At 31.0% G+C, this 24,687-nt stretch carries 27 protein-coding genes; 16 read left to right on the top strand and 11 right to left on the bottom strand.

Features of this window, described 5'->3' with window-relative positions; genetic code table 11:
* Window positions 1-26: 26 nt before the first annotated feature.
* The 6 genes from agrA to ACF91D_RS21980 form a co-directional block, all read right to left on the bottom strand.
* Window positions 27-743 (bottom strand): quorum-sensing response regulator AgrA, encoded by a 717-nt coding sequence (agrA, locus tag ACF91D_RS22005; RefSeq protein WP_039069566.1) that lies wholly within the window; start codon window positions 741-743, stop codon window positions 27-29.
* 12 nt (window positions 744-755) lie between these two features.
* Entirely contained in the window at window positions 756-2,051 is a 1,296-nt protein-coding gene (gene agrC / locus ACF91D_RS22000) for a quorum-sensing sensor histidine kinase AgrC (protein ID WP_327621060.1), read from the bottom strand.
* Window positions 2,052-2,076: 25 nt separating this feature from the next.
* On the bottom strand, window positions 2,077-2,214 hold the full coding sequence (gene agrD / locus ACF91D_RS21995; RefSeq protein ID WP_327621059.1) for a cyclic lactone autoinducer peptide AgrD: 138 nt from the start codon (window positions 2,212-2,214) through the stop codon (window positions 2,077-2,079).
* A gap of 2 nt (window positions 2,215-2,216) precedes the next feature.
* A complete protein-coding gene (locus tag ACF91D_RS21990) occupies window positions 2,217-2,786 on the bottom strand; it encodes an accessory gene regulator AgrB (protein WP_327621058.1) in 570 nt (189 codons plus the stop codon).
* Window positions 2,787-3,547: 761 nt separating this feature from the next.
* A complete protein-coding gene (locus ACF91D_RS21985; RefSeq protein ID WP_327621057.1) occupies window positions 3,548-4,333 on the bottom strand; it encodes a carbon-nitrogen family hydrolase in 786 nt (261 codons plus the stop codon).
* Window positions 4,334-4,680: 347 nt separating this feature from the next.
* On the bottom strand, window positions 4,681-5,310 hold the full coding sequence (locus tag ACF91D_RS21980; protein ID WP_107550041.1) for a nitroreductase family protein: 630 nt from the start codon (window positions 5,308-5,310) through the stop codon (window positions 4,681-4,683).
* A 194-nt stretch (window positions 5,311-5,504) separates the two neighbouring features.
* Here ACF91D_RS21980 and ACF91D_RS21975 point away from each other — a divergent pair, with 194 nt between their 5' ends.
* A complete protein-coding gene (locus ACF91D_RS21975) occupies window positions 5,505-7,565 on the top strand; it encodes an SdrH family protein (RefSeq protein WP_327621056.1) in 2,061 nt (686 codons plus the stop codon).
* Window positions 7,566-7,643: 78 nt separating this feature from the next.
* Here ACF91D_RS21975 and mroQ read toward each other — a convergent pair whose 3' ends face one another.
* Window positions 7,644-8,387: an intramembrane glutamic endopeptidase MroQ gene (mroQ, locus tag ACF91D_RS21970; RefSeq protein ID WP_069792506.1), complete on the bottom strand. Its 744-nt coding sequence runs from the start codon at window positions 8,385-8,387 to the stop codon at window positions 7,644-7,646.
* Window positions 8,388-8,565: 178 nt separating this feature from the next.
* Between mroQ and groES the strand changes: the two genes are divergently transcribed.
* The 3 genes from groES (at window position 8,566) to ACF91D_RS21955 (ending at window position 11,809) form a co-directional block, all read left to right on the top strand.
* Window positions 8,566-8,853, top strand: coding sequence for a co-chaperone GroES (gene groES / locus ACF91D_RS21965; RefSeq protein ID WP_029378932.1), 288 nt, complete (start codon window positions 8,566-8,568; stop codon window positions 8,851-8,853).
* Between the two features lie 63 nt (window positions 8,854-8,916).
* On the top strand, window positions 8,917-10,539 hold the full coding sequence (gene groL, locus ACF91D_RS21960) for a chaperonin GroEL (RefSeq protein ID WP_039068958.1): 1,623 nt from the start codon (window positions 8,917-8,919) through the stop codon (window positions 10,537-10,539).
* An 802-nt stretch (window positions 10,540-11,341) separates the two neighbouring features.
* Window positions 11,342-11,809: a bacillithiol transferase BstA gene (locus ACF91D_RS21955; protein ID WP_327621055.1), complete on the top strand. Its 468-nt coding sequence runs from the start codon at window positions 11,342-11,344 to the stop codon at window positions 11,807-11,809.
* Between the two features lie 268 nt (window positions 11,810-12,077).
* On the opposite strand, the gene ACF91D_RS21950 is transcribed toward ACF91D_RS21955, so the two are convergent.
* Entirely contained in the window at window positions 12,078-13,367 is a 1,290-nt protein-coding gene (locus tag ACF91D_RS21950) for an aminotransferase class I/II-fold pyridoxal phosphate-dependent enzyme (RefSeq protein WP_327621054.1), read from the bottom strand.
* A gap of 201 nt (window positions 13,368-13,568) precedes the next feature.
* On the opposite strand from ACF91D_RS21950, the gene ACF91D_RS21945 reads away from it, so the two are divergent.
* The 7 genes from ACF91D_RS21945 to pmtD all read left to right on the top strand — a co-directional run bounded on the left by ACF91D_RS21945 (window position 13,569) and on the right by pmtD (window position 17,859).
* Window positions 13,569-13,664, top strand: coding sequence for a Trp-rich small protein (locus tag ACF91D_RS21945; RefSeq protein ID WP_230454283.1), 96 nt, complete (start codon window positions 13,569-13,571; stop codon window positions 13,662-13,664).
* Between the two features lie 235 nt (window positions 13,665-13,899).
* The gene (locus ACF91D_RS21940) at window positions 13,900-14,088 is read left to right on the top strand and encodes an SE1626 family protein (protein ID WP_039068961.1); all 189 of its coding nucleotides are present in this window, start codon (window positions 13,900-13,902) and stop codon (window positions 14,086-14,088) included.
* A gap of 209 nt (window positions 14,089-14,297) precedes the next feature.
* Window positions 14,298-14,678, top strand: a complete 381-nt coding sequence (gene pmtR / locus ACF91D_RS21935) for a PSM export ABC transporter transcriptional regulator PmtR (RefSeq protein WP_039068962.1) — start codon at window positions 14,298-14,300, stop codon at window positions 14,676-14,678.
* Complete coding sequence (pmtA, locus tag ACF91D_RS21930) at window positions 14,675-15,559, top strand: phenol-soluble modulin export ABC transporter ATP-binding protein PmtA (RefSeq protein ID WP_039068963.1); 885 nt, start codon at window positions 14,675-14,677, stop codon at window positions 15,557-15,559. Before pmtR ends, pmtA begins: the two co-directional genes overlap by 4 nt.
* A gap of 16 nt (window positions 15,560-15,575) precedes the next feature.
* Complete coding sequence (gene pmtB / locus ACF91D_RS21925) at window positions 15,576-16,238, top strand: phenol-soluble modulin export ABC transporter permease subunit PmtB (RefSeq protein ID WP_039068964.1); 663 nt, start codon at window positions 15,576-15,578, stop codon at window positions 16,236-16,238.
* A 20-nt stretch (window positions 16,239-16,258) separates the two neighbouring features.
* Window positions 16,259-17,131, top strand: a complete 873-nt coding sequence (gene pmtC, locus ACF91D_RS21920; RefSeq protein WP_327621053.1) for a phenol-soluble modulin export ABC transporter ATP-binding protein PmtC — start codon at window positions 16,259-16,261, stop codon at window positions 17,129-17,131.
* Window positions 17,131-17,859 (top strand): phenol-soluble modulin export ABC transporter permease subunit PmtD, encoded by a 729-nt coding sequence (pmtD, locus tag ACF91D_RS21915; RefSeq protein ID WP_039068967.1) that lies wholly within the window; start codon window positions 17,131-17,133, stop codon window positions 17,857-17,859. The genes pmtC and pmtD overlap by 1 nt, the downstream gene beginning before the upstream one ends.
* A 71-nt stretch (window positions 17,860-17,930) precedes the next feature.
* Here the strand turns inward: pmtD and ACF91D_RS21910 are convergent, their stop codons facing one another.
* On the bottom strand, window positions 17,931-18,491 hold the full coding sequence (locus ACF91D_RS21910) for a thioredoxin family protein (RefSeq protein ID WP_069792511.1): 561 nt from the start codon (window positions 18,489-18,491) through the stop codon (window positions 17,931-17,933).
* Between the two features lie 144 nt (window positions 18,492-18,635).
* Here ACF91D_RS21910 and ACF91D_RS21905 point away from each other — a divergent pair, with 144 nt between their 5' ends.
* From ACF91D_RS21905 to ACF91D_RS21895, 3 genes are all read left to right on the top strand, one after another.
* Complete coding sequence (locus tag ACF91D_RS21905) at window positions 18,636-19,139, top strand: hypothetical protein (protein ID WP_238347237.1); 504 nt, start codon at window positions 18,636-18,638, stop codon at window positions 19,137-19,139.
* Between the two features lie 105 nt (window positions 19,140-19,244).
* Window positions 19,245-19,805, top strand: a complete 561-nt coding sequence (locus ACF91D_RS21900) for an HAAS signaling domain-containing protein (protein ID WP_039068971.1) — start codon at window positions 19,245-19,247, stop codon at window positions 19,803-19,805.
* The gene (locus tag ACF91D_RS21895; RefSeq protein ID WP_069792512.1) at window positions 19,802-20,653 is read left to right on the top strand and encodes a DUF4097 family beta strand repeat-containing protein; all 852 of its coding nucleotides are present in this window, start codon (window positions 19,802-19,804) and stop codon (window positions 20,651-20,653) included. The genes ACF91D_RS21900 and ACF91D_RS21895 overlap by 4 nt, the downstream gene beginning before the upstream one ends.
* Before the next feature lie 93 nt (window positions 20,654-20,746).
* Here the strand turns inward: ACF91D_RS21895 and ACF91D_RS21890 are convergent, their stop codons facing one another.
* The gene (locus tag ACF91D_RS21890; RefSeq protein WP_069792513.1) at window positions 20,747-21,787 is read right to left on the bottom strand and encodes a C45 family autoproteolytic acyltransferase/hydrolase; all 1,041 of its coding nucleotides are present in this window, start codon (window positions 21,785-21,787) and stop codon (window positions 20,747-20,749) included.
* A gap of 623 nt (window positions 21,788-22,410) precedes the next feature.
* Between ACF91D_RS21890 and ACF91D_RS21885 the strand changes: the two genes are divergently transcribed.
* Complete coding sequence (locus tag ACF91D_RS21885; RefSeq protein ID WP_017723456.1) at window positions 22,411-22,581, top strand: hypothetical protein; 171 nt, start codon at window positions 22,411-22,413, stop codon at window positions 22,579-22,581.
* 488 nt (window positions 22,582-23,069) lie between these two features.
* Here the strand turns inward: ACF91D_RS21885 and ACF91D_RS21880 are convergent, their stop codons facing one another.
* Entirely contained in the window at window positions 23,070-23,480 is a 411-nt protein-coding gene (locus tag ACF91D_RS21880) for a YolD-like family protein (protein WP_039068976.1), read from the bottom strand.
* Between the two features lie 120 nt (window positions 23,481-23,600).
* Here ACF91D_RS21880 and pglS point away from each other — a divergent pair, with 120 nt between their 5' ends.
* On the top strand, window positions 23,601-24,644 hold the full coding sequence (gene pglS, locus ACF91D_RS21875) for a 6-phosphogluconolactonase (protein WP_039068978.1): 1,044 nt from the start codon (window positions 23,601-23,603) through the stop codon (window positions 24,642-24,644).
* Window positions 24,645-24,687 lie beyond the last annotated feature (43 nt).

The raw sequence follows: 24,687 nt of genomic DNA, 5'->3' as shown, positions 1-24,687 counted from the left end.
ATTAAACATGCCCAGCTTTTTATGTATTATATCTTTTTAACATTTCTTACAGACGCATAACAATGTTCATTGTTTTTGAAATAGACTATGCGCGATTTAGAGTCGATGGACTCGATATTGTGTCTATTAACTACGAAACTATTATGACACCTAAAGAAACGTTTATCTAACTGATCGATTTCTTTAAGATTTCCATAGAATTCGATTTGACGATTATCTAGATGTGCAATTAAACGATGGGACTTGCTAGATGATTCAAAGAACATCACATCGTCGTATTGTACATAAATAGAATTGCTACCACGTTTTAATTCTATTGTTTCAACACTGCTTTCTTTTGAGAGTAGTTTTAAACGTGACTCAGAAGTTTCTATGCAATCAATCACTCTTGATTTTAATTCGTCTGGATCATCTTTGAAAATAAAGTCCATTGCAGCAACCTTGTAGACAAATGTTAAGTAAGTCAGCTCACTGTGACTTGTAACAAAAATGATATTGCCAACCGGGTCATGCTTGCGTATTTCACTTGCAAGCTTGATACCATTGATATCAGCTTCTAATTGGATATCTAAAAAGTAACATCCTATATCATTAATGTTCTTTGATCGTTCTAAAATGTCATAAGGATCAGCTGTCGCAACTTCAATTTCCATTGGCTTTTCTTCAATCATAATATAATTATTAATAATTGATACCATATGTTCACGTTGTCTTTCGTCGTCTTCACAAATGAATATTTTCATAGTTACACATCCTTATGAATCAGAATTTAAGATTTCCACTTTTTGAATAAAGTAGTTGTTATCAATAGTTGTATCTAATAAAACATTTGTTGTTGAATCAGTCAATTCTTTTAACGTGGATAACCCAAGTCCACGGTTTTTCCCTTTAGTAGAAAAGTTTTCTTGGAAAAGAGTATGTACTTTAGGCATATCTGGTTCACACTTGTTCATAACGATAAATGTGACGGATGTGTCTTCATTTTTAATAAAAGCAATACGAATAAGTGGGTCTTCAGTAATCTTTTCAGAAGCTTCAATTGCGTTATCAAGTAATATACCGATTACTCTACTTAAATTTATAATAGGCATATCAATTTTTTCAATTGGTTCTGGTACTTCAATGCTGATGCGAATATTTTTTTCTTGGGCTTGAAGTATTTTAGTAGTTAACAAACCTTTAATTTCGCGAACATGCAAGTTTTCAATACCATTGATTTTAATTGCATTCATTTGCATACTATCTTGCATTGGTAATATTTCAGAATGAAAGTAATCTCTTAGACCTTCCATATCTTCTTCCCTGATAAAATCTGAGAGGGTAGATAGAATATTGACATAATCATGTCTAAATTTACGCATTTCATGATTGATTTTTTCAATTTGTAACGTGTATTTATAATAATTTTCGATTTCTTGCATATTACGCTTATATTGAATTTGACGAATAACGCTAAAAGAAATTGTAATGATAAGGATAGCCGTGGTAATAATAACGACTGCATATATAATCGAAATAAACTTAGCATCGCCAAATGATACATTCTGTTGTGGTAAATAAAAATAGATTACCCCCAAAATAGTTAATAAAAACAAGCTAACTAATGTTAAGTATAATTTATTTAATGACAAATCCGAAAAAGATAATCGCTTTATAAAGAATTTTGCAATATATGCATAAATGATAGAAGCAATCGTAAAAATGATTATAAAAAATATGGTGAAAGTATTATTAATTGATATCAGATCTACAAGTAAAGTACTTAACCACAAACTTGTAAAATTAGCCATATATAATATGAAAAAGCAAATTAATACAGAAACAATACCTATAAATTTCTTTTTAAAATACATAAACACTAAACTACAAACAAAAAGTAATACAATCGATGGTGAATCTACAAATAAAAATAAAACAACAGAAGGGACTATTATCCCAATAATTGAAATATAATCCCTTTTAGTATAAGCTATATCATTAAAAAATTTCATATTATAGAATAAAATGATTGCTTGTAATGTTGATAAAATTACTGAATTTAAAACTGACATTTTATACACACTTTCTACTTAACTGTTATTCGTATAGTTTTGTTAATTCTTTAGGAACTTCAGGTTCATCTACAAACCCACCACATGGTCTTACACTTGAAATTGTACCAATAAGTGAAAAGAATTTAACGAAAATAGATAAAATTGATGTGAAAATATTCATAATTAATTATCCTCCTTAGGGAAAAGTATTGGAAATTGTAAAATAGATATAATAATAATACCTAATAACATTAATTGTTGATAAGGTTCGATTAAAAAGGGGGAAATCAACAATAAACATATTGTTACGCATATTGCCTTAATTTTCTTACCCTTTCTTAGTCGTTCAGGTATAGGTTGCTTTTTAGTAGCAGAAGGTGCGTATATACTAATTATGATTAATCCGATTAAAGCTAAAGGATACATTATTAGAGACGTCACCTGTATATACCCGACTATCCAAGGTAGTAAAACAAAATAAACTAGACTTTCTAAGTAACAAGCTAAAGAATTTTTTGCGTGCGCACCATGTGCAAAATACCTAATAATAAAAAACGATAAATGTACAGTTAGTGTGTATAAGAATAGATGACAAAGGATAGAAATACCATAAATGACAATTGCTTTAAAGAAATTATTTACTACAACTTGCATGCCTAAACGCATCTTTAAATATTCGATATGATCTAAATTGTTGCGTAATTGTAGACTTTTAGCAAAGTTGTCTATTTTAGTATCAATTAATTTACTCATTGGCTTTTCTCTCCTCACTCGTATTATACAATTTTAATTAAGTTTTATGCGTCTTATTGCTTAACTGTATATTTTTAATTCCTAACTGTTTAAAATATTTATCTGACTAATTTTATCATATTTATGCTTACATTTAGGAATAAAATTTAACGAGTTAGGGATTTTTTTACATTAATTTAAATAATCATGGTTAAATGTACTTGTATCACAAAGAAGTGATTACATTTTACAAATCATTTAATCAAAATTTTGTTTGAATTTTTGTTTGAATGATAACGTTGATTAGACTTTTGAGCAGGGGTCTGATTAACACACTGATATTGTAACTGTACTTTCTTCGTATAGTTGTTATAGTTACAAGTTAAGTTCTCGTTTTTCAATTAATTGATTACAAACAAGAGGAGGCTGATGTAGTGACAAACCATTTCTCAGCAATGATTAGTGATTTCGTAAAATAATACTTTCAGGTACACAACGCGCTTAATTTTATTAAGCAATCCCAAAATTTGGATTCGTAGAACATTCCCAGTCTCAATTCAAATATCATTTTAACATTGCCTATAACAGAGGCGATTTAAAGTAAAACATGTAAGCTATCGTAAACATCATTCAATTTATCATTTTAATCGGTAAATTCACTAAATTTTTTCATAATTAATAACATCCCCAAAAATAGATAGAGAAATAACTGTAAAAAACATTCCCTTAATAATAAGTTACAAAAACCGTGAGTCCCTCCCAAGCTCACGGTTTTTTTGTATTCATCTATATAGATGAGGGCGAAGATTTTTGAAAACTGGGATATTTTCTCTTTGATTACTAACCTCATCCAAGTTGATATCGCATGAAATATGGTCTGGCTTATCTTCTAATTGGGCGACTATTTCTCCATTTGGATTGATTACGATAGAATGTCCAGCATATTCTGTTTGTCCGTCATCTCCACACGCATTACATCCTACGACAAACATATCATTTTCAATAGCGCGTGCTTTTAAAAGTGCTATCCAATGACTTACTCTTGCTTGAGGCCATTGTGCTACATAGAAGGCTATCTCTGCATCTTTCCGAGCAGGATAGCGTAATAATTCAGGGAAACGTAAATCATAACAAATAATTTGTGTAGCTTTAACGCCATTAGTTAAGTTAAACGCTTCAGGTACAGCATTGCCAGCAGTTAAGAATGCAGGCTCATCTAACATAGGTACTAAATGTACTTTGTCATAGCTATTGATTAAATAGCCGTTTTTTGAAACTGCAAATGCTGTATTATACACATCCTCTTTCATAGAATTTGAAACAGAACCAGCGATAATATCAACGTCGTATTGAATAGCCAACTTTGATATAAATTCATAGCTACGCGAAAGTTGAGTATCAGCAAGTTCTTTTAATTGGGGTAAAGCATACCCATTATTCCACATTTCTGGTAATACAACGACATCAGTTTCTGAGGTTACAAATTTAGAAAACCAATTAACTATGTTTTCTTCATTTAATGAAACATTTGCCGGTTCGATTTTAAATTGAAAAACTTCTATATTCATTTTTATCGCCCCTTAAATTATTGTTAGCATCAATATACTAAAAATATTCTGATAATTCAAAATTAGTAAATGTTTGATATCAATAATTATATAAAGGTAAACAGTTTTAGAAACTAAGGGAAATGCTTATTCGTATTTTATTTAACAAAAGTTGGAGGAGGGGTAAATATTATAAGTGTAAATCTATGCGTAGGATAATGTACTTATTAGTTTGATAGATATAAGATATAAATTTACTTAATTTAAAGTAAATGTGATAAATCATTTAAAATCATAAGAGGTCGAGGCAGTTATATACGCTCGACCTCTTATTTTATAAAAGACTACAACAAATTAAGTGAATGTGATTATTTTCTAACTAAAAAACGTTTACTTATATCATGGAACTCTTTGTCTCCAGCCTCATCGCGAATATTACCGAATGGCATTTGTGCAACTAGTTTCCATGTTTTAGGTATCTCAAAAGCTTCAGAAACGGCAACATCTACAAGTGGGTTGTAGTGTTGTAAAGAAGCACCAATGCCAACAGTACTTAAAGCTGTCCAAATTGAAAATTGATGCATTGCGTTTGTTTGGCTAGACCACACTGCAAAGTTTTCTGCATAGTTAGGCATTTGGTTTTGTAATCCTTCGATAACATCTTGGTCTTCAAAGAAAAGAATTGTACCATGAGAATGTTTGAAATTGTCTACTTTGTCAGAAGTTGCTTGGAAATCACGGTCTGGACCCATAGCATTTTTAAGTTCTTGTTTAGTGATTTCCCAGAATTTATTATGGTTATCATTTAAAAGTAATACAATACGTGTAGATTGAGAATTGAATGATGATGGAACATGTTTGATAGCATGCTCGATAATATCTTCTACTTCATTATCAGAGATTGAAATATCCTGATCTAAACTATATATAGTACGTCTTTTTTCTATTGCGTTTTGAAAAGTTTCTAAAGTTGAGTCTTTTTTACTGAATAACCCCATTGTGAAAGCTCCTTTATATCAATTTATTTTATATATTAAGTATAATAATTATATCAGAGTTTGTAAATAGGGGTTTACATAAAATTTCAAAAGGATTAATATTTGTTTTCAATAAATTAGTTTTGATGAAAAATAGGTCTTTTTCTTATATACTATATATGAATATAAAAAATATGAATTTTGGAGGTGAATCTATGAAGTGGTATTTTTCGCATAAATTTGTGATTTCCAGCTTTGCTCTCGCTTTAAGTACGACATTAGTTTCTAGTCAAACTCACGCTGCTGAACAACAAATTGATGAAAAATTAACAAATAATAACACAAATCAATCAGATAAAAGGCCAATTCATTCTAATCCTGCAAATCATATAAAAAGTCCAACCACAGTAGAGGATACGGCACAAAGTGATAATACAACTAATCAAGAGTCAGATAACGATTTAGGTGAAACTGTTCAAGATAATGAAAAAATACAAAATGATTGGGATAAGCAAAATACTAATAATGATGGATTAAGCGATGTTCAAGGACAACAAGACAACAGTAACTTAACTGAACAAAATCAATCTAATAACGATAATAGCAATGAGATGAATGAACAACCAAATCCAGATGAATCAAATAATGGAGATGGAACAGACGAGCAACCAAATCCAAATGAACCGAATAATGGAGAGGGAACAGAGGAACAACCAAATCCAGATGAACCGAATAATGGAGATGGAACAGAGGAACAACCAAATCCAGATGAGCCAAATAATGGAGATGGAACAGACGAGCAACCGAATCCAGATAAACCAAATAATGGAGATGGAACAGACGAGCAACCAAATCCAGATGAACCGAATAATGGAGATGGAACAGACGAGCAACCAAATCCAGATGAACCAAATAATGGAGATGGAACAGACGAGCAACCGAATCCAGATGAACCAAATAATGGAGATGGAACAGACGAGCAACCAAATCCAGATGAACCGAATAATGGAGATGGAACAGACGAGCAACCAAATCCAGATGAACCAAATAATGGAGATGGAACAGACGAGCAACCAAATCCAGATGAACCAAATAATGGAGATGGAACAGACGAGCAGCCAAATCCAGATGAACCAGGGAATGGAGATAATGGAAATACCCAACCAAACCCAGATGAGCCGAACAATGGAAGTGGTTCAGACAAACCAAGTGGGGGAGGTTCAGAAACTCCAGATAAACCAGGGAATGGAGATAATGGAAATACCCAACCAAACCCAGATGAGCCGAACAATGGAAGTGGTTCAGACAAACCAAGTGGGGGAGGTTCAGGAACTCCAGATAAACCAGGGAATGGAGATAATGGAAATACCCAACCAAACCCAGATGGGCCGAACAATGGAAGTGGTTCAGACAAACCGAGTGGGGGAGGTTCAGAAACTCCAAAACCGCCTAATGAAGATAGTGATACAAATAAACCGAATAGTGGTAGTCATGCTGGTCCAAATAATTCGAATAAACCAGGCAATAATAGTAATTTAAGTCCATCTAAACCTAATAACCAAGGTGATTCAAATGTAACATCTAATCAGGGCGGCAATACCAATAACAATTCAAATACAACTAACCATTCGATAAATCACGCTAATGACAATAATAATGAGCTGCAATATGGAAGTTCTAGTCATCATGAAATTGCAAATGGTGGCGTTTCAGCAAGTTATGGTGATTTAGCTAAAAATGAAAAATCTCAATCGAATGAAAAACAATTAATAAGTAGATTTGATCAAATGTCTTCAGGTTCGTTTAAGTATAATCCCTTTGTAGTGAATCAAGTTAAACAGTTGAGTTCTAGTGCTAAAACAGTTACTGATAAAGATATTTCATCGGTTTTAAGACGTCAAACTTTTGCTGATAATGCATTTTTAAATGAATTACAAAAAGGCACAAATTATTTTAAATTCCAATATTTTAATGTATTAAAATCAAGCGATTATTATAAAAATCTAGACAACCAAGTACTAGCGTTAATTACAGGTGAAATTGGTTCAATGCCAGATTTAAAAAATCCTAAAAGACAACAATCCTCTGGAAAATATGAATATCATTCAAGTAGTGAGGATGAATTAACGCATACAACAAATGAACAATCTAAAAATGAAATTGATGTTAAATTCGAACGTACACTATTTGCTTTAATCACTGCAATGATAATTATCTTTATTGGTATGGTTTTAGGATTTATCGTAAATAGAAAAAATAAAAAAGATAGTGAATAATAATCAAAATCTAAAAAGGGAAGAAGCTTTGACATAAAATGATGTCGTAGCCTCTTCCCTTTAATGCTTTTATAATGATTAAAATAAAAAGTTGAAAATAAATGACGCGGAATCTTGCATTTCTTTTATTTTTTCTGGTCCTACTAATACTTGAATTATAACTACAAAACCATTTTGCATAATATGTACTAAAATAGGCACCCAAATTCGTTTAGTATAAACATATAGTGCTGAGAAAATTATCCCCATACCAAAGTAAATAATAAAAAAGGAAGGATCCGAATGGGCAGCACTAAAAATAATTGAACTTACAATTCCTGCAATCAAAAACTTAATAGTTTTATTTGCTTGGATTACATTATAAATTTCACCGAAAATTACTTTTCTAAAAACAAATTCTTCTAAAATAGGGCCAACCACTGAAATTAATATAATAAATATAGGAATTTCTTGAGCTACTTTCATAAGTCTTTCTGTATTTGGACTTGATTGTGGTGCACCTAATAAGTAGATATTAATCATGTTAGCAATTATTTGATAAATCATTACTACGAAGTAGCCAACAAGCGCCCATCCAATAGCATATCTTTTCTTTTCTTTGGGCTTTTGTTCCAAGGAAGTAGGATTAGCAATGAAATGATTAATTATAATAATTATGAAAGACGCAATAATAAATAATATAACTTGCGTATAAATTTGTGCAAAGACAAGTTCTTTGCCACTATAGTGATCAAATAGGCCAGACAATTGCAGAATGATGATACCAAATTGTGCTAAACCATATATAACCAATGTCAATATGGACACCCATAAACGAGACATAATGAACCTCCAAAAATTAAATGATATCTTATTTTATCGTAAAATAGTGTTTTATACAAAATTTAGCTTAATAGTTTTAACTTGAAATATTGACCAACTTTGATTATTATAGAAGTACATTAGCACTCATCAACTTTAAGTGCTAAACAATTTTATTCTTTTTAAGGAGGAACAATCAATGTTAAAGCCATTAGGTAACCGAGTAATTATTCAAAAATCAGAACAAGAGCAAACAACAAAAAGCGGTATTGTATTAACTGATAGCGCAAAAGAGAAATCCAACGAAGGTACGATAATTGCAGTAGGTGCAGGGCGTATTTTAGAAGATGGTTCTCGTGTTGCTCCTGAAGTAAACGAAGGCGATAATGTAGTATTTCAACAATTCGCTGGAACAGAAGTAAAACGTGGAGACGAAACTTATTTAATTGTGAATGAAGAAGATATTTTAGCTATTATTGAATCATAAAAAATCATAAAAATTCTGATAATTTCAAATAAATCAATATAACATCATGGAGGTATAATTAATATGGCGAAAGATTTAAAATTCTCTGAAGACGCACGTCAATCTATGTTAAGAGGTGTAGATAAATTAGCTAATGCCGTTAAAGTTACAATTGGACCAAAAGGGCGTAACGTAGTATTAGATAAAGAATATACATCACCGCTCATCACAAATGATGGTGTAACAATTGCTAAAGAAATTGAATTAGAAGATCCTTATGAAAATATGGGGGCAAAATTAGTCCAAGAAGTTGCTAACAAAACTAATGAAATTGCCGGTGATGGTACAACAACTGCAACTGTTTTAGCACAAGCTATGATACAAGAAGGATTGAAGAACGTTACTAGTGGTGCAAATCCAGTAGGCTTACGTCAAGGTATTGATAAAGCTGTAGAAGTTGCTATTAATGCATTACATGATATTTCTCAAAATGTAGATAATAAAAATGAAATTGCTCAAGTTGGTTCAATTTCTGCTGCTGATGAAGAAATTGGTAAATATATTTCTGAAGCTATGGAAAAAGTGGGTAATGATGGCGTAATTACAATTGAAGAATCTAGTGGTTTTAACACAGAATTAGAAGTTGTAGAAGGTATGCAATTTGATCGAGGCTATCAATCACCATATATGGTAACAGATTCAGATAAAATGGTTGCTGAACTTGAAAAACCTTATATCTTAATTACTGATAAAAAGATTTCATCGTTCCAAGATATTTTACCATTATTAGAACAGGTTGTTCAGTCTAACCGTCCAATCTTAATTGTAGCTGACGATGTAGAAGGTGACGCATTAACAAATATTGTATTAAACCGTATGCGTGGCACATTTACTGCTGTTGCTGTTAAGGCTCCTGGTTTTGGTGATCGTCGTAAAGCGATGTTAGAAGACTTGGCAATTTTAACAGGAGCGCAAGTAATCACAGATGACTTAGGTTTAGATATTAAAGATGCTACAATCGATATGTTAGGTACATCAAATAAAGCTGAAATCACAAAAGACAATACAACTGTTGTTGATGGTGATGGAGACCAAAATAATATTGATGCACGTGTAAGCCAAATTAAAGCTCAGATTGAAGAAACAGATTCTGAGTTCGATAAAGAAAAATTACAAGAACGTTTAGCTAAATTAGCAGGTGGCGTAGCGGTAATTAAAGTTGGTGCAGCAAGTGAAACAGAATTGAAAGAACGTAAATTACGCATTGAAGATGCTTTAAACTCTACAAGAGCTGCTGTTGAAGAAGGTATCGTAGCAGGTGGAGGTACTGCCTTCATGAACATCTATGAAAAAGTTTCTAAAATTGAAGCAGAAGGCGATATTGCAACTGGTATTAATATTGTATTGAAAGCTTTAGAAGCACCAGTACGCCAAATTGCTGAAAATGCTGGATTAGAAGGTTCAATTATAGTTGAAAGACTTAAAAATGCAGATGTAGGCGTTGGTTTCAATGCGGCTACAAACGAATGGGTAAACATGTTAGAAGCTGGTATTGTAGATCCTACAAAAGTAACACGTTCATCACTACAACATGCTGCAAGTGTTGCTGCAATGTTCCTTACAACAGAAGCAGTTGTTGCTAATATTCCAGAAGAAAGTAGTAACGACACTCAAGCAGGTATGGGCGGCATGCCAGGTATGATGTAAAGTTTCATATAAATATTTAACTAAATAGCATGAGACTTCTCTTGCTAACTTTAATAAATTATATGTAGTAAAAGTTATAGAGGCTGGGGCAATTTTTAATCGTCCCAGCCTTGATCTTTGTATTCGCAGTAACTCACTCTATTGAAAAATAGAGACTTACTGTATATCTAACATACATGCTGATTAAGACAGTGTAACCCATTTTAGTGAAAAGTAGTTTATGTTATGGGTCCTTAATTGTTAAACATAACTAATAAATAATATTGTTAACCAAAATAAAAGAGCGAGGCAAATTAATAAAACGATCCTTCGATTTGTTCTATTCATAGTCATTTGATTTTGAGATGTGGATATAACTTTTAGAATGATTGATAAAGATTGAAAGTTAATGAGTCCTAAGAAAACAGCTCATCATTTTGATACTTTGATGAAAAAATATAAACAAAAAGTACGCGTAATACAATTTCTATGTTTTTCATTTTAAGTAAATATATTTATAGAAATATTGAACGATTATTTAGAGAGTATTTAATAAAGTATAATATAGCATTAAATTTTAAAGTATTGCGCTTTTGAACAAATTATATAATGTTAAAAGTGTGGTGTATAGAGCTTCTATATCTATTAAAATGAAGTATTAGTGCTTTTAAATTAAGTTTATAAATTTTTCATTTCTAAAGCATTTTATTATGTGAATATTTAATTATAGTTTAGGGTAAAGTATGTAAGTATAATTAGAAGCGGTTCTTATACATGATTTTAAGTGTACTTAAATTTTTGAAAGACGAAAGGAAGTTTAATTATGACAAAACCAACAGTTTATGAAGTTATCGATTTAGGTATTAATTATTTAATATCAGGATATGATAACTGGAGTAACGCACAGGTGCTAGATGATAAGATTGCTGCCTTTCCAAATACAATTCATTGGCAATATGGACATGTACTTACGATATTTGAAAGTGCATTATCATTATGTGAACAAAATGAAGTAGATATTGCTAAATATACAAGTTTATTTGGATACGGTTCTTCACCAGAAAAGTGGGGAGATGAAGATATTCCTACCGTTGATGAAATATTTGAACATTTAAAAACATTACCCAACCGTGCCAGAAATTTAACTGATGAACAGTTAGAACAAGAATTAACAGAAACTATCGCTGGTTGCAGTACGTTAAATGAATTATTAGTACTCAACGCGATTCATATTCCATTACACGCTGGTAAAATTGAGGAAATGTCACGTATACTTAAACAACATCAATAAATATAGCAAATTTAATCAGTCCAGAACGTAAATAAGTATTTTGGGCTATTTTAATGTATAGTTGTATTTTGTGTGTTGGGTTAGCTTAAAGAGAAATCTTGTTAATAAAAGTTACTATTGTGGCACACCCGAGACGTTGGATACTTGCAAGTAATATTAACTTATATTTGCAACTAACCTAAGATTTTTCAGTTATAACAAAAGAGGGCAACGAAAGTTTATTAATAAGCTTTCGTTGCCCTCTTTGATTTTATATTAAATCAATAAATTATTTTTGTAATTCTGAGATTGCTTTTGCTATTGTATCAAATACATGAGGGATATCGTCTTTTTCCACACAACTGAACGCGATACGTATATCAGTATCGTTAAGCGCAATGATACCAATTGAATATGTTTCGATTAAACGTAAACGCAATTGCTCAGGATCTACACCATGAACTTTTAATGCCATGAAATATCCAGAATTAAAGTCATATGCTTGCCAATAAGGCGCATATTGCTCATCATAAACTACTGATTTAGTGATTTCATATCTCGCTTGTAGGGTGTCAATATTATGCTGTATTTCACTTTCGAAAGTCTCAGAGTGTTCCAAAACATATTTTACAGCACTTTGAGAAGGCATTGGACCGCTTGAGATGTTGCTTCTAATTAATCCTTTTACTTTTTCTTCAAGTACGTGTTTCGTCATTTCATTTGTCACACCAAAGCTAATGAAACCAACACGAAGTCCCCATGCGAAAAATTCTTTTGTAGCACCATCTAAACGGATTGGCAATACATTATCTAAATGTAAATTTGTTAACGCAGTAAATAGTGATTGTGTATAAACGTCTTCATAAAATAAACCGTAATAAGCATCATCTACTAAAGCAATAACATTTGTCCCTCGTTCTGCTAAAGATTTGATAGCAGTAACTATTGTACTAACTTCTTCTTTAGTAGGTGTGTAGCCTGTTGGATTATTTGGATAGTTTAAAATTAAAACTACTTTATCTTTTTGGTAATTTTCCAAAGTATCAACAAAATTATCAGTTGTAAAATGGCCATCTTCATCAAAGATATCGTACGTTTCAATATCAGCGCTGTGTCTAGCACTATATACAAGTTTGTAATTTCCCCAATTATGAGTTGGTAATAGTAATGTATCACCACTATCTACAAACATGTCAGCTACTAATGATAAACCATGTGTTAAAGCATTAGTAAGAATTGGTCTAGTCATGTCGCCTGCATCTAAGTCTGGATTTTCTTTTAAAATTTTTTGTTGCCATAAATCACGAAGTGATTCAATACCTTGAGGAGGTGCGTATGGAAAGATTTCATCAGGAGTAAGCTCTGTAAAAACATCATTTAATGTATTAGCATACATTTTACTGTCTTTATAAGTAGCCATACCGATTGTCGCATTATACTTTGTAGATTTTGCTTCAGCAGATTGAGATAAAATACCTTTTGGATAATACATTAATTTTCCAAGATCTGATAGCATATCGGCTATTTCTGGATTTGATTTAGATAATTTTTCATTTAAATCTAAAGCTAAAGGATTCATATGTTGGTCAACCTCTCTTTACTATTTCAGGATACTATTATATTATCGCGAAACAGCTTGAAATTAAAGCATAGCGCAAAGATTTGACGGAAAAATAAAAAATCTAGAGTTTGAAGCGAACATACGTTCTATTTTATGTTAGAATATGGTTAGGCCATCGAAATCCTACATGGTACTTTTTTCTGTGGGAGGTGTAATATGATCACGTGGTGGCAAGAAATCATTACAACTTTGTTAACAGGTAGCTTACTTGTTGTATTCCGTGTTTGGTTAGAAAATAAATGGAAAGACAAATAGGTGGCCTTACACACAAAAAACCCCAAGTCTGCGTCATCAGACTTGGGGTTGTGTAATATAATCCGTGGATACATTAATAATTTTATCATCATATTTTAATAACTGCAAACATTATATTCTATTGCTCCAAATATGATAGAGGCAAAATAAAAATCAAAAAAATTAAATGAATTAGTAGAGATTTAGAAATACTTAACATAATTTGGTATAATGAAAATTGTTTGAGGTGAAATGAATGAAACATTTAACAAAGATATTTGTAATTATTGCTATTGCTCTGTTTGTAGCGGGATATTATTTGCAAGCTACAGGACATGAAAGCTCTGGCATCAAATTATTAATCGCGGCTATTATGTTTATGGTTTGTGCGTTTATTGACCGCAACAATAATAGACGAAAAAAGAAAAATAACCAAAAAAAATAATAGTTATTATAAAGACTATATCTATGGAAAAAGCAAAAATATGCTTAGTTTCAGATATAGTCTTTTATTTTTGTATATGCATCTCAAAAATATTATTTAGTGTTCAAAGGTGTAAAATTAAAAAGTGCGCAATTAATTTCTAATTTTCCCTTTACAAGCGTGTATATATTGTATATATTGTGTATATACAGTTGCAAGGGAGGACGTCCGTGAGAATACTTTTAAAAAATAGTAGTGAAAGCCCCATCTATGAACAAATTAAGCAACAAATAAAAGAAAATATCTTAAAAGGGTACGTAGTTCCAGGTGAACATCTACCTTCTATGCGTGAGTTAGCACAAGATTTAAGTGTTAGCGTGATAACCACTAAGCGTGCATACGAAGACTTAGAAAAAGATGGCTTTGTATTTACAATTAGAGGTAAAGGCACGTTTGTAAAGCAACAAGATAGTTCTATTTTAAAAGAAAAACAATTCATCGTAATTGAGTCATTAGCGAAATCAATGTGTAAAGAAGCCAAGACAATTGGTATGTCATTGCCTGAGTTACAAGAAATTCTGGAAATGATTTTTGAGGAGGATGAGGAATGAATGCTATAGAATTAAATGCTGTTAATTATCAGTATAAAGAATTCAAGTTGAATAATATTTCTTTTGAAGTTCCTCAAGGATTTGTCACAGGATTTATTGGCGCAAATGGTGTTGGCAAAACGACACTCATTAGATTAATTATGGATTTGATTGAACCAGAAAGTGGAGAAATCTTAGTATTTAATAAACAGATGAAAATTAATGCTGAGGAAATCAAAAATAGAATAGGTTTTATTTATTCAGAGTTGTATTTAAATGACAAGTGGACAGTGAACAAAATTGAAAAATATATCGCTCCTTTTTATAAAAAATGGGACAATGATCGTTTCAATTACTTTCTTGAAAAGTTTAATTTAGCTCGAGATAAAAAGCTCAAAACTTTCTCAACAGGTATGAAAATGAAATTATCTATTGCGATTGCTTTTAGTCATCATGCAGAATTATTTATTTTAGACGAACCTACTTCTGGGTTAGATCCAATTGTTCGAAATGAAGTTTTAGATATCATTCAACAAGAACTCATCGATGAAAATAAAACTGTATTTATTTCCACACACATCATTTCAGATTTAGAGAAAATTGCTGATTACTTGGTGTATTTAAAAGATAGTGAAATTGTCTTTAATGATTTTTTAGATGATATTCTTAATAAGTTTCAAATTGTAAAAGGCGATTCTAGTCAGATAGACGATGAGTTAGTGTCTTTAGCATATTATATTGAATATAATAAAACAGGTTATACGGCACTTACAACACATGCAAATGTCTTTAAAGAAATATTTGGTAATGAAGTAGCAATAACTAGACCTAAAATTGAAGAACTAATGGTTTTCCTCGAAAAAGGATTACATAAAATTGAAATTGAAAACGACATTTCATAGTGAGGAGGACCATTAGATGAAAAATTTACTTATTAGAAATATAAAATTACGTAAATGGACTATAATTATTTATTTGATTTTATTGTTGATTGCGCCGTTACAATTAGTAATCGGACATGGTACATTACTTACTAAATCAATTTATTCAGCGGTTGCTATGATATTACTGTTTATATCTATCGTTGATTCTGGTCATGTATTTAGGTTTAATAGTAAGTTAGGACATAAAATGTCTTACGATTTCTTTGCTAGTTTACCAGTTTCGAAATTAGCTTTACTTAACGCAAATTATATAACGGTAATCATGTTTACATTAGTAGGAGCATCTATATTATCGCTATACAATATACCGGACTCTAACGTTTCTGCGGACCAACTAAATTTGAATATTATGGTACCTTACTCATATATAACAATTAATTTCTTTGCTATACCTATAGCATTTAAAAGGTATACTGAACAGAAATCGGAATATATTTCTTATTTGATATATCTATTAACGATGTTTATTATTATACCGGTTTTTGTCATACTGATTGCTGTTGGTCTTATCGCGATATTCAACTTTAATTTAATAGAATTAGATTATCTAGAACCGATGTTTAATTATGGATTTTTAGTAATGAGTATTTTATTTCTTATTGCTAATTATTTCATTCAATATAAAAAAATAAATTAATCTCAAAGGGAGGCGCATTTATGGAATTAAAGAATATTACTAAAACATATGGTAGTAACAATGTTTTAGATCATATTGATTTTGATTTTGGCCGGAGCCAAATTGTGGGCTTGATAGGTAAAAATGGTGTTGGTAAAACAACACTTATGAAAGTTATGAATGGAAATATTATCAATTATAAAGGTGACGTGAAAATAGGTAACAAAGAAAATATCGGTTACTTAATCGAACATCCTAAATTATATGATAATAAATCTGGATTATATAATTTAAAACTTTTCGCGAATGTTTTAGGAAAAGGCTTTGACAAAAAATATGCGGATCAAATTATCGACGCGTTCGGTATGAGACCTTACGTTAAGAAAAAAGTTAAAAAATATTCTATGGGTATGAAACAAAAATTGGCAATTGCTGTTTCACTAATGAATAAACCGAAGTATTTAATTCTTGATGAGCCTACAAATGGTATGGATCCAGATGGTTCAATCGATGTTTTAAAAACAATTCAATCCCTTGTAAAAGAATTAGAAATGAAAATTTTAATTTCTAGTCATAAATTGGAAGATATTGAATTGATTTGTGACAGAGCAGTATTCTTACGTGATGGTAAATTTGTTCAAGATGTAGATATGAAAGAGGGGACACCTTCTGATTCTACAGTACTAGTATTTGAAGGTAATGATTTCGATGCTGCTGCAACGTTCTTAAATGAAAAATTTGATGTAATTCAAACGCAAAAGGCAAGTGGAGAAATTATTATAAAGGCTCAAAGCAGCTATCAAAATGTGCTTAAAGGTTTAGCGAATAAAGAGATTTATCCTAAATTTATTGAAACACGTAAAAGTTCATTACGTGATACTTACTTCAACATCAATCAGAAAGGTGGTAAATAATGAATAGTTTACAACTTGTAAAATATGATATGTACAGTATTTTTAAAAGTCCATTAACGTATTTAGCGTTGCTTTTAACATTATTACCGATGGTTGGTTTTACAATCTTATTTGTTCAACAATCAGATGAAATGGATGGCAATACATTGCTTTCAATAGGTAGTTGGTTCTTTTCGATTATGGGCTTACTATTTGTAATCAAAACAATCACACGTGATATTTCACAAGGAACAATCCAGCTATATATGAATAAAACGTCTAATCGTATTGGTTATATTATTGCCAAAGTGATTTCGATTATTTTAATTGCAGTATTGATTACAGCAGTATTAGTTGCATTTGTGCTTATCGTTCAAGGTATTGTGGATGGCGATAATATTAAAACTAAAAAGGTTTTTGAACTATTATGGTTCTTTTTAATGTTCCATTTATTCTTTGGCTTACTTTTATATTTATTTTCACTTATCGTGCCTAAGACAGCTCTTATTTTTACACTTGGTGTATTCTTAGTGTTAATTGTCCCATTTGCAGAACCATTTTTACCTATGATTCCTAAAATTGGCGACAATATACAAGATTCATTAAAATATATTCCATTTAGCTATTTAACTTCAAAAACAACTTCTGGTGACTATACATTTACGAACTGGCAATGGTTTATAACTTCAGCGTCGATTGTTATCTTATTTGTAGTTAATATATTCTATTCGTCTAAGAAAGATATTTAATAACGAATAGTTAATAAAGAGTAAAAAAGACGTATGAATGTGCAGTTAAACAGCATCATTCATACGTCTTTTTATTTTATGATTAATTTATCTAATATGGAATCATAAACGTGTTTCCATAATTGAGAATCTGTTTTATAGCGATTCATCATAATTGTATGAGCTTCGGCAGACTTATCTTCAAAAGTTGGATCGTCTTTTGCTGGGACATTTGAACGCGTTTCATCAACAAAGTGTTGCACTTGTCTTGCACGTGGCCCCCAGACAGTTTGTTGTTCATAAGCGTCATTTAAGAAAACAAAAATAGGTATTGAACGAGCGGTTCCATTTGTTAAATACTGATCTATTAAATCTGTATTTTCATCTCGGTGGAATACTCGAACTTCTAAATTTAAACTTTCACTAATATGTTTTAAAATTGGGACATTCATCATGGCATCCCCACACCAGTCTTCAGTGATGACTAATACTTTTGAATAGTTTAATGATTTAATTTTTTCAATTCGGTTATCCTCTTCTGGTAAAGAGAAAGAATTGTAAATCGTTAACAAATTCTCTTTGTTTTCAGTCATAGCTTCGATATATTGATCAAGCGGTTGACTGTTTTTGAAATAAGTTTCTAAACTTGTCATAATATTTCCCCCTTTAACGTATTAGTTTTTATTATATCAATTTTTAATATGAAAGAAAATTTTAAATACTTAGAAAAAATAAATTTGATTTCAAGTTAACCTGACAATTAAAATTACCAAGCTTGGCTTTTATTATATTGGAGTGTGACAACAACATTGAATATACATAGGTCATTTAAAATATTTACATTTACTATTTTTATATCAATAGGGATAGGCACTATCTTAATTATTAATCATATTAACAATACGCAATCTACTGATTTATCTCAATTAACTATTGATGATATGAAATTAGACACACAAATAGATGTCAGAAATTATACAGTAAATAATCGTATCGTAATGAAGAATCATCGTATTTATACAAAAGATAATAAACATTATTTAACTTTTAAAGTAAATAAAAGTAATCATTATTTGAAAGGCATCACGCTCGTTAAAGATACTAAGATTGAGACTAATTTTAATGCTAACATAGATGGTGATATACAAAGTGTGATTAATCAATTAGGGAATCATTATAAAGATAAGAAGTTACATAAATCATATAAAGTTGTTACTTATCGAGATAAAGTTAATCAAATAAAGTTATCTATCGTGTACAAACATGATAAAATAAAGAAAATTGAATTTTACAAGAAATGAAATATTTAAAAATCTAATGAATAACAATCTTATGTAATGCGTTATGCTTAGATATTACAAAAGATATTTTGATTCGAATTTAGAATTAGAACGGCGGTAGATAATTTGGATAAAATCACTTTCTTGAATGAACTTGAACAAGAATTAAATAGCATACCAAGCACAGAACGAGATAACGTCATGTATGAGTATGAGCAATACTTCTTTGATCAAGAGAGAGAAGGGAAAAATGAATATCAAATTATAGGTGCATTAGACTCACCTAAAAAAATTGGAAAAGAGATTAAAGCAAAGAACGCAATTGTTTCGGCAGAATATAGACCAAATGTTAAGTCAATTATTAGAGCGATTATGGCCTCCTTAGGTATGGGCATTTTATCTTTAATTATTATCTTAATACCAATGATATTTATTGGTAGTTTTATGTTTGTATTACTTCTAGTCGCATTATTTTTAGCAATTAGTCCGATTTTATTAATTATTCATGGCTCATTATATAATATGTTCAGCTTAGCAATTAGTAATTATCTTTTTGCGTTTTCATTTACTGGTTTAGGCATTGTATTATTTGTGATTATTGCGAAATTAGCTCAATTCGTTTATCGTTTGATACTAAAATACTTACGTTGGAATATCAAAACGATTAAAGGAAGTGCAAATGAATGAGGAAATTATTTTTTAGTGGTTTAGCGCTATTTATTGTGTGCTTTACCTTAGGTTGTATTACTTGGTTTGGTTTTGAAAAGCAAAACAATAAACTTAATGTTATTGATAAAACGTATAATGATGTGGAAGTAAAGCATTTAGATATTGACACCCGTTCTAGTAATGTAACGATTGCCAAAGGAAATAAGTTTGCAATTCACTATAAAGGCCAACAGAAAGTAGATATAGGTAAAGATAAACAATCATTAAAGTTGAAAGAAACTAGTAACCGAGTCGATAATTATGGCTTAAATTATAATCCATTTAGACAAATTAAGGCTGAAATGAAAATTACCATACCAAATGAAAAATTAAAAGAATTGAAAGTTTCTAGTAAAGCACGCAATATTAAACTTCAAAATATCAAGGCTGACAAAGTCGATTTTGATATGAATGAAAAAACTGGTAGCCGTGTTTATGTGCAAAATTCAGAAGTTGAAAAATTATTGTATAGAGGTTTAAAATCACCTATACATATTAGCGATAGTGAAATTGTTAATGCTAATATTAAAACAAAAGAAGCGAGTATATATGCTGAAAATACATTGATTAAAAATTCTGTGTTGCTTGCTCAAAGTGGCCATATTCAGTTAGATTGTATGGATATTGATTCTGCATTTAAAGCCTCTAGTCAAAATGGTGATATTATTATGTCCTATAATAAAAAACCAGAAAATACGTTATTGAAATTAAATCCTGACGATGGGGTAGAAAAAGTTAATAATAAAAGTTTTGATAATGATAGAGTTGGCGAAGGGGATCATGTTTTAGAATTCTATACTGTACATGGCGATATTTATATTAAGTAGTATGATATATATTAAAAATAGCTATGAAGAAATCTATATTGATAGATGACTTCATAGCTATTTTCTAGTTTCTTATCAATTTTTGATATGCAATTAATAACTGGCAAAGGTCAAATCAGTGTCTATATGTCCGTAGAGAGAATGGATATCTAGTGGTTGTCCGTTTAGCCATTGTTCAAAATCAATTACAGTGGGCATTTTATTTTCACCTAAAGTCATGTACGCTTTGAGTGATTGCGGCTCATACATTGTTGTATGAATCGTACCAGACCAACTTTTAAATAATTTACTATATATTTCAAATTCTGGGTTGTTAAATAATTCAAATGCATGCATTTTATCCAGACCATTCGGTGTTTGTTTTAAAAGTCTATCTAAACGTTCTTTAGACTCTTTTGTGTAATTTCTATTCTCATGAGTTAATAACTTGAAATGATTCGTACATGTACGATCATATCTTACATCAAGTGATCTAGGAGAAACTTCGATTATGGCGTGATTTAAGTGCTTATCCATGACAATATAGCTAAATGAACTTCTGTGTGGAATTTCTTTCAATAATTGAATTGCCTCTGGTACGTCTTTACAATATTGCAAAATGAGCCTACCAATCATATAGCATACGAAGCCATCGCCTGGATGTTTTCTATGCATAAAGTTATATCCCATAGATAATCCAGCTTCATTCATACCATCCATTCTGCCAGTCACGCGAGATGTAGGGCCAATTTGTGCTAGACCTCCATCATTTGGTTGGAAAAGCTGATAACGACCATCATAAGTTGCAGGGTGGTAGTCATAATTTCTTACCATGTAGTCTCGGCCTAAATAGACCGTACAGCCACTATTTTTTAGTGGTGTAAAACGATAGTGTGCAAAGTTTAGTATCATTTGATTTGTAGGTAGATTAAGGACTTCTTGCATACCTCTAATTTCTTCCCAAATTTGAGGTGCGTAGGTTTGGAAGATATCGTATGTTTCCTTTATGTGGATATCAAAGCGAGGCATACGTTTTTTCCATTCTTTTTCTCTATTTTTTAATAATGGTGTTTGTTGCATCCACTGAGCAGTTTGTACACCTAAATCGAAATGCGATCCGCGGTGAGTTAATATATCTGTTTTTACTTTTTGCATAATGTAACACTCCTGTTTTAGTTGTGTAATCTTACAAATTTGTAACTTTATTGTAACTCCATGTTAATTGTATTATATGATGCTTGTCGTTATTATAAGTATAACAACGACGACTGGTTATTTATTTTTAAATTAAAATGAGGTGATTGCAATGGCAAATTATTATGATGCTGTTAGAGATGCAATGAGTACTTGGTGGGGCAAGTAATTGACTAAGTGGCTGGGACAAATTAATTGTCTCAGCCTTAATTATTATATAGAGTTAGTGGGACATTTGCATGAGGATCAGCTCAGATAAACTATTTATCCATATTAACTCTAGTGATTTTTGCCGAGGTGGGACCGCGAATTACCTTTAAATAAATTAGATTTCTTTCCCACTCTTTTTCTATATGACTAATAAATGTAATATTTCTAAGAGTTCTGTTATTATTAAAGTATTAAAGGTAGTAATTAATATACAGTCTTTAATTATAACTTAAAGCATTACTACAATAATATCATATTATTACTATAATAATATTTAAATTAAAGTAGTGAAAAGCGGGTATATATTTATTGATGCTTTTAAGTATGCTATCATTAATAACGGATATGTTAATAATTTATTGAGGTGAAACAGAATGTGGAATTTTATTAAAGGTTTATTTAAATTTGTATTCGGTACAATCCTTACTGTATCATTAGCAGCAGGAATTGGTGCAGTAGTATTCGCTTATATTTTCAAAAAAGACTTTGAAGATATTGAAAGCAAAACAAAAGAGATTGTTTCAGATATCGAATCTAATAATTAAGTTATTAATAGGTCACTATAGCGTGTTCTATTCAGACTGTCGACAAAGTCTCCAACTTTGTGGGCAGTTTTTTTTTGTGCACGCTTGCCGCGAGCACTGCCTTAGTCTGTAGTCTTCGGCTAGTGCTATTCTCGCAGGAGTCGGCTCAAATCACTGACGGTATTAAACAAAAAAGATGATAATATATAAATTAAACAGTGCGGCGTTTATTATATTGAATAAACCAATTGATAAAAGATCACTGCTATTTTGAAAAATAACTATACAAATATAAACAACTAACCTTAGGCGAACTATCACCTAAGGTTTGTCTACGTTCTGAATAGAAAACTTTAGAGGGTTTTATTTTTTATGCATATAGGTAGAAAATGTTTAACGAGATAATTAGTTGTTCTTTCGTAATAAACATGAGCTTAGTTAAACTTCCCACAGTTATATTAAGTGAAATAAGACTAAGTATGAGGTTTTGTAGTATAAGAACGTAGGAGTCATGGATTATATGGATTAATACGAGTGATATCAAAAAGTGATAATTTAATAATTTCTAAGTTGTTTAGCGAATAGCCTTCTAAATACATATGAACCATATCTATATTCTTAATTTTTAAGGTTATATGTTCTAGCCACCCAGATTGGTAATATTCAATTGTGATGTATTGTTCTATATGTAGCGCTTGATGAAGTTGTAAATTAAGCTCACTTAATTGATCGTCTGATAATATTGGTCGATCAATTTTATTTTGGTCAATCAAATATTGCTGTATGGTTTCGAATTGTTCTGGTAAAGTAGCGAATGGTTGCCATTTAACCATGCCTCGGCCTTTAGGTATATTTGGATTTAAATACTCTCTAGGTATATTTCTATAATCAGTTTCGTCCTTAAATTCTTTCGGAATCATTTTATCACCTCAATAATCATTATAGAACATATGTTCGTTTAAGTGAAGTAATAATTCATTATATTGTATTTGTAATAAATCTCTATTAAAATGAAACTATCATAACATGGAGGGGTTTTCATAATGACGATAGGTTATATCGGTACTTATACAAAAAAAGAAGGTAAAGGGGTCTACCGTTTCCAACTTGATGAACAAACAGGAAAAATAACTGAAGTTGAAACTGGGTATGAACTAGAAGCGTCAACTTATTTAAATCAACATAATTCATTTTTATATGCGATAAATAGAGAAGGTGACAATTGTGGTATCGCTAGCCTTAAAATAGAAGAAGACGGCAAGTTAAGTCTTATTAATAAATGCTTAGCGTCAACAGCTGGAACTGGTTGTTATGTTGCAGTATCACCAGATGGTAAATATGTTTTTGAAACTGTTTATGGCGCAGGGTTAGCACGTTTATATGAAGCAAACCCACAAACAGGCGAAATTGTTCGACTTATACAGGAGTTAGCACATGATTTTCCAACGGGTCCATCAGAGCGACAAGATCATGCGCATATTCATTTTATGGATGTAACACCAGATAAAAAATATGTAGTGGCGATGGACTTAGGTACGGATAAACTTGTGACATATGAATTTGGTGACGAAGGATACAGTGAATATGCTGTGTTTGATTTTGAACCAGGCGATGGCCCAAGACATATTACTTTCCATGAAAATGGTAAATATGCCTATGTAGTTCATGAAATATCAAATATTGTAAGTACAGTAAAATATGAAGATGGCAAATTCACAGAAATAGAACGTCATTTGACGATTCCAGAAAATTTTGAAGGTGATACAAAATTAGCGGCAGTAAGGTTATCAAAAGATCAAAAATTCTTATACATTAGTAATAGAGGTCACGATAGTATTGCTATTTTCAAAGTAGCTGATGAAGGCGATATGATTTCATTAGTGGATATTGTATCAAGTGGCGGTGAGTTTCCACGTGATTTTAATATTACTGATTCAGACGATTACTTAGTGTGCGCACATCAAGAAGGTGATTATGCGCTTACTGTATTTAGACGTGATAAAGTAACTGGTGAACTAGAAAAAGTTGACGATAAACACACTGCGCCTGAAGGTGTTTGTGTACAATTTTTAAAAGAAACGTAAACTCACAAGTTTATTAAACAACTTAATACTAAAAAATTGCGCC

Source organism: Staphylococcus sp. 231237_7MaSpsaltlick, assembly GCF_043107035.1.
This window is presented reverse-complemented; position numbering and strand designations above follow the sequence as displayed.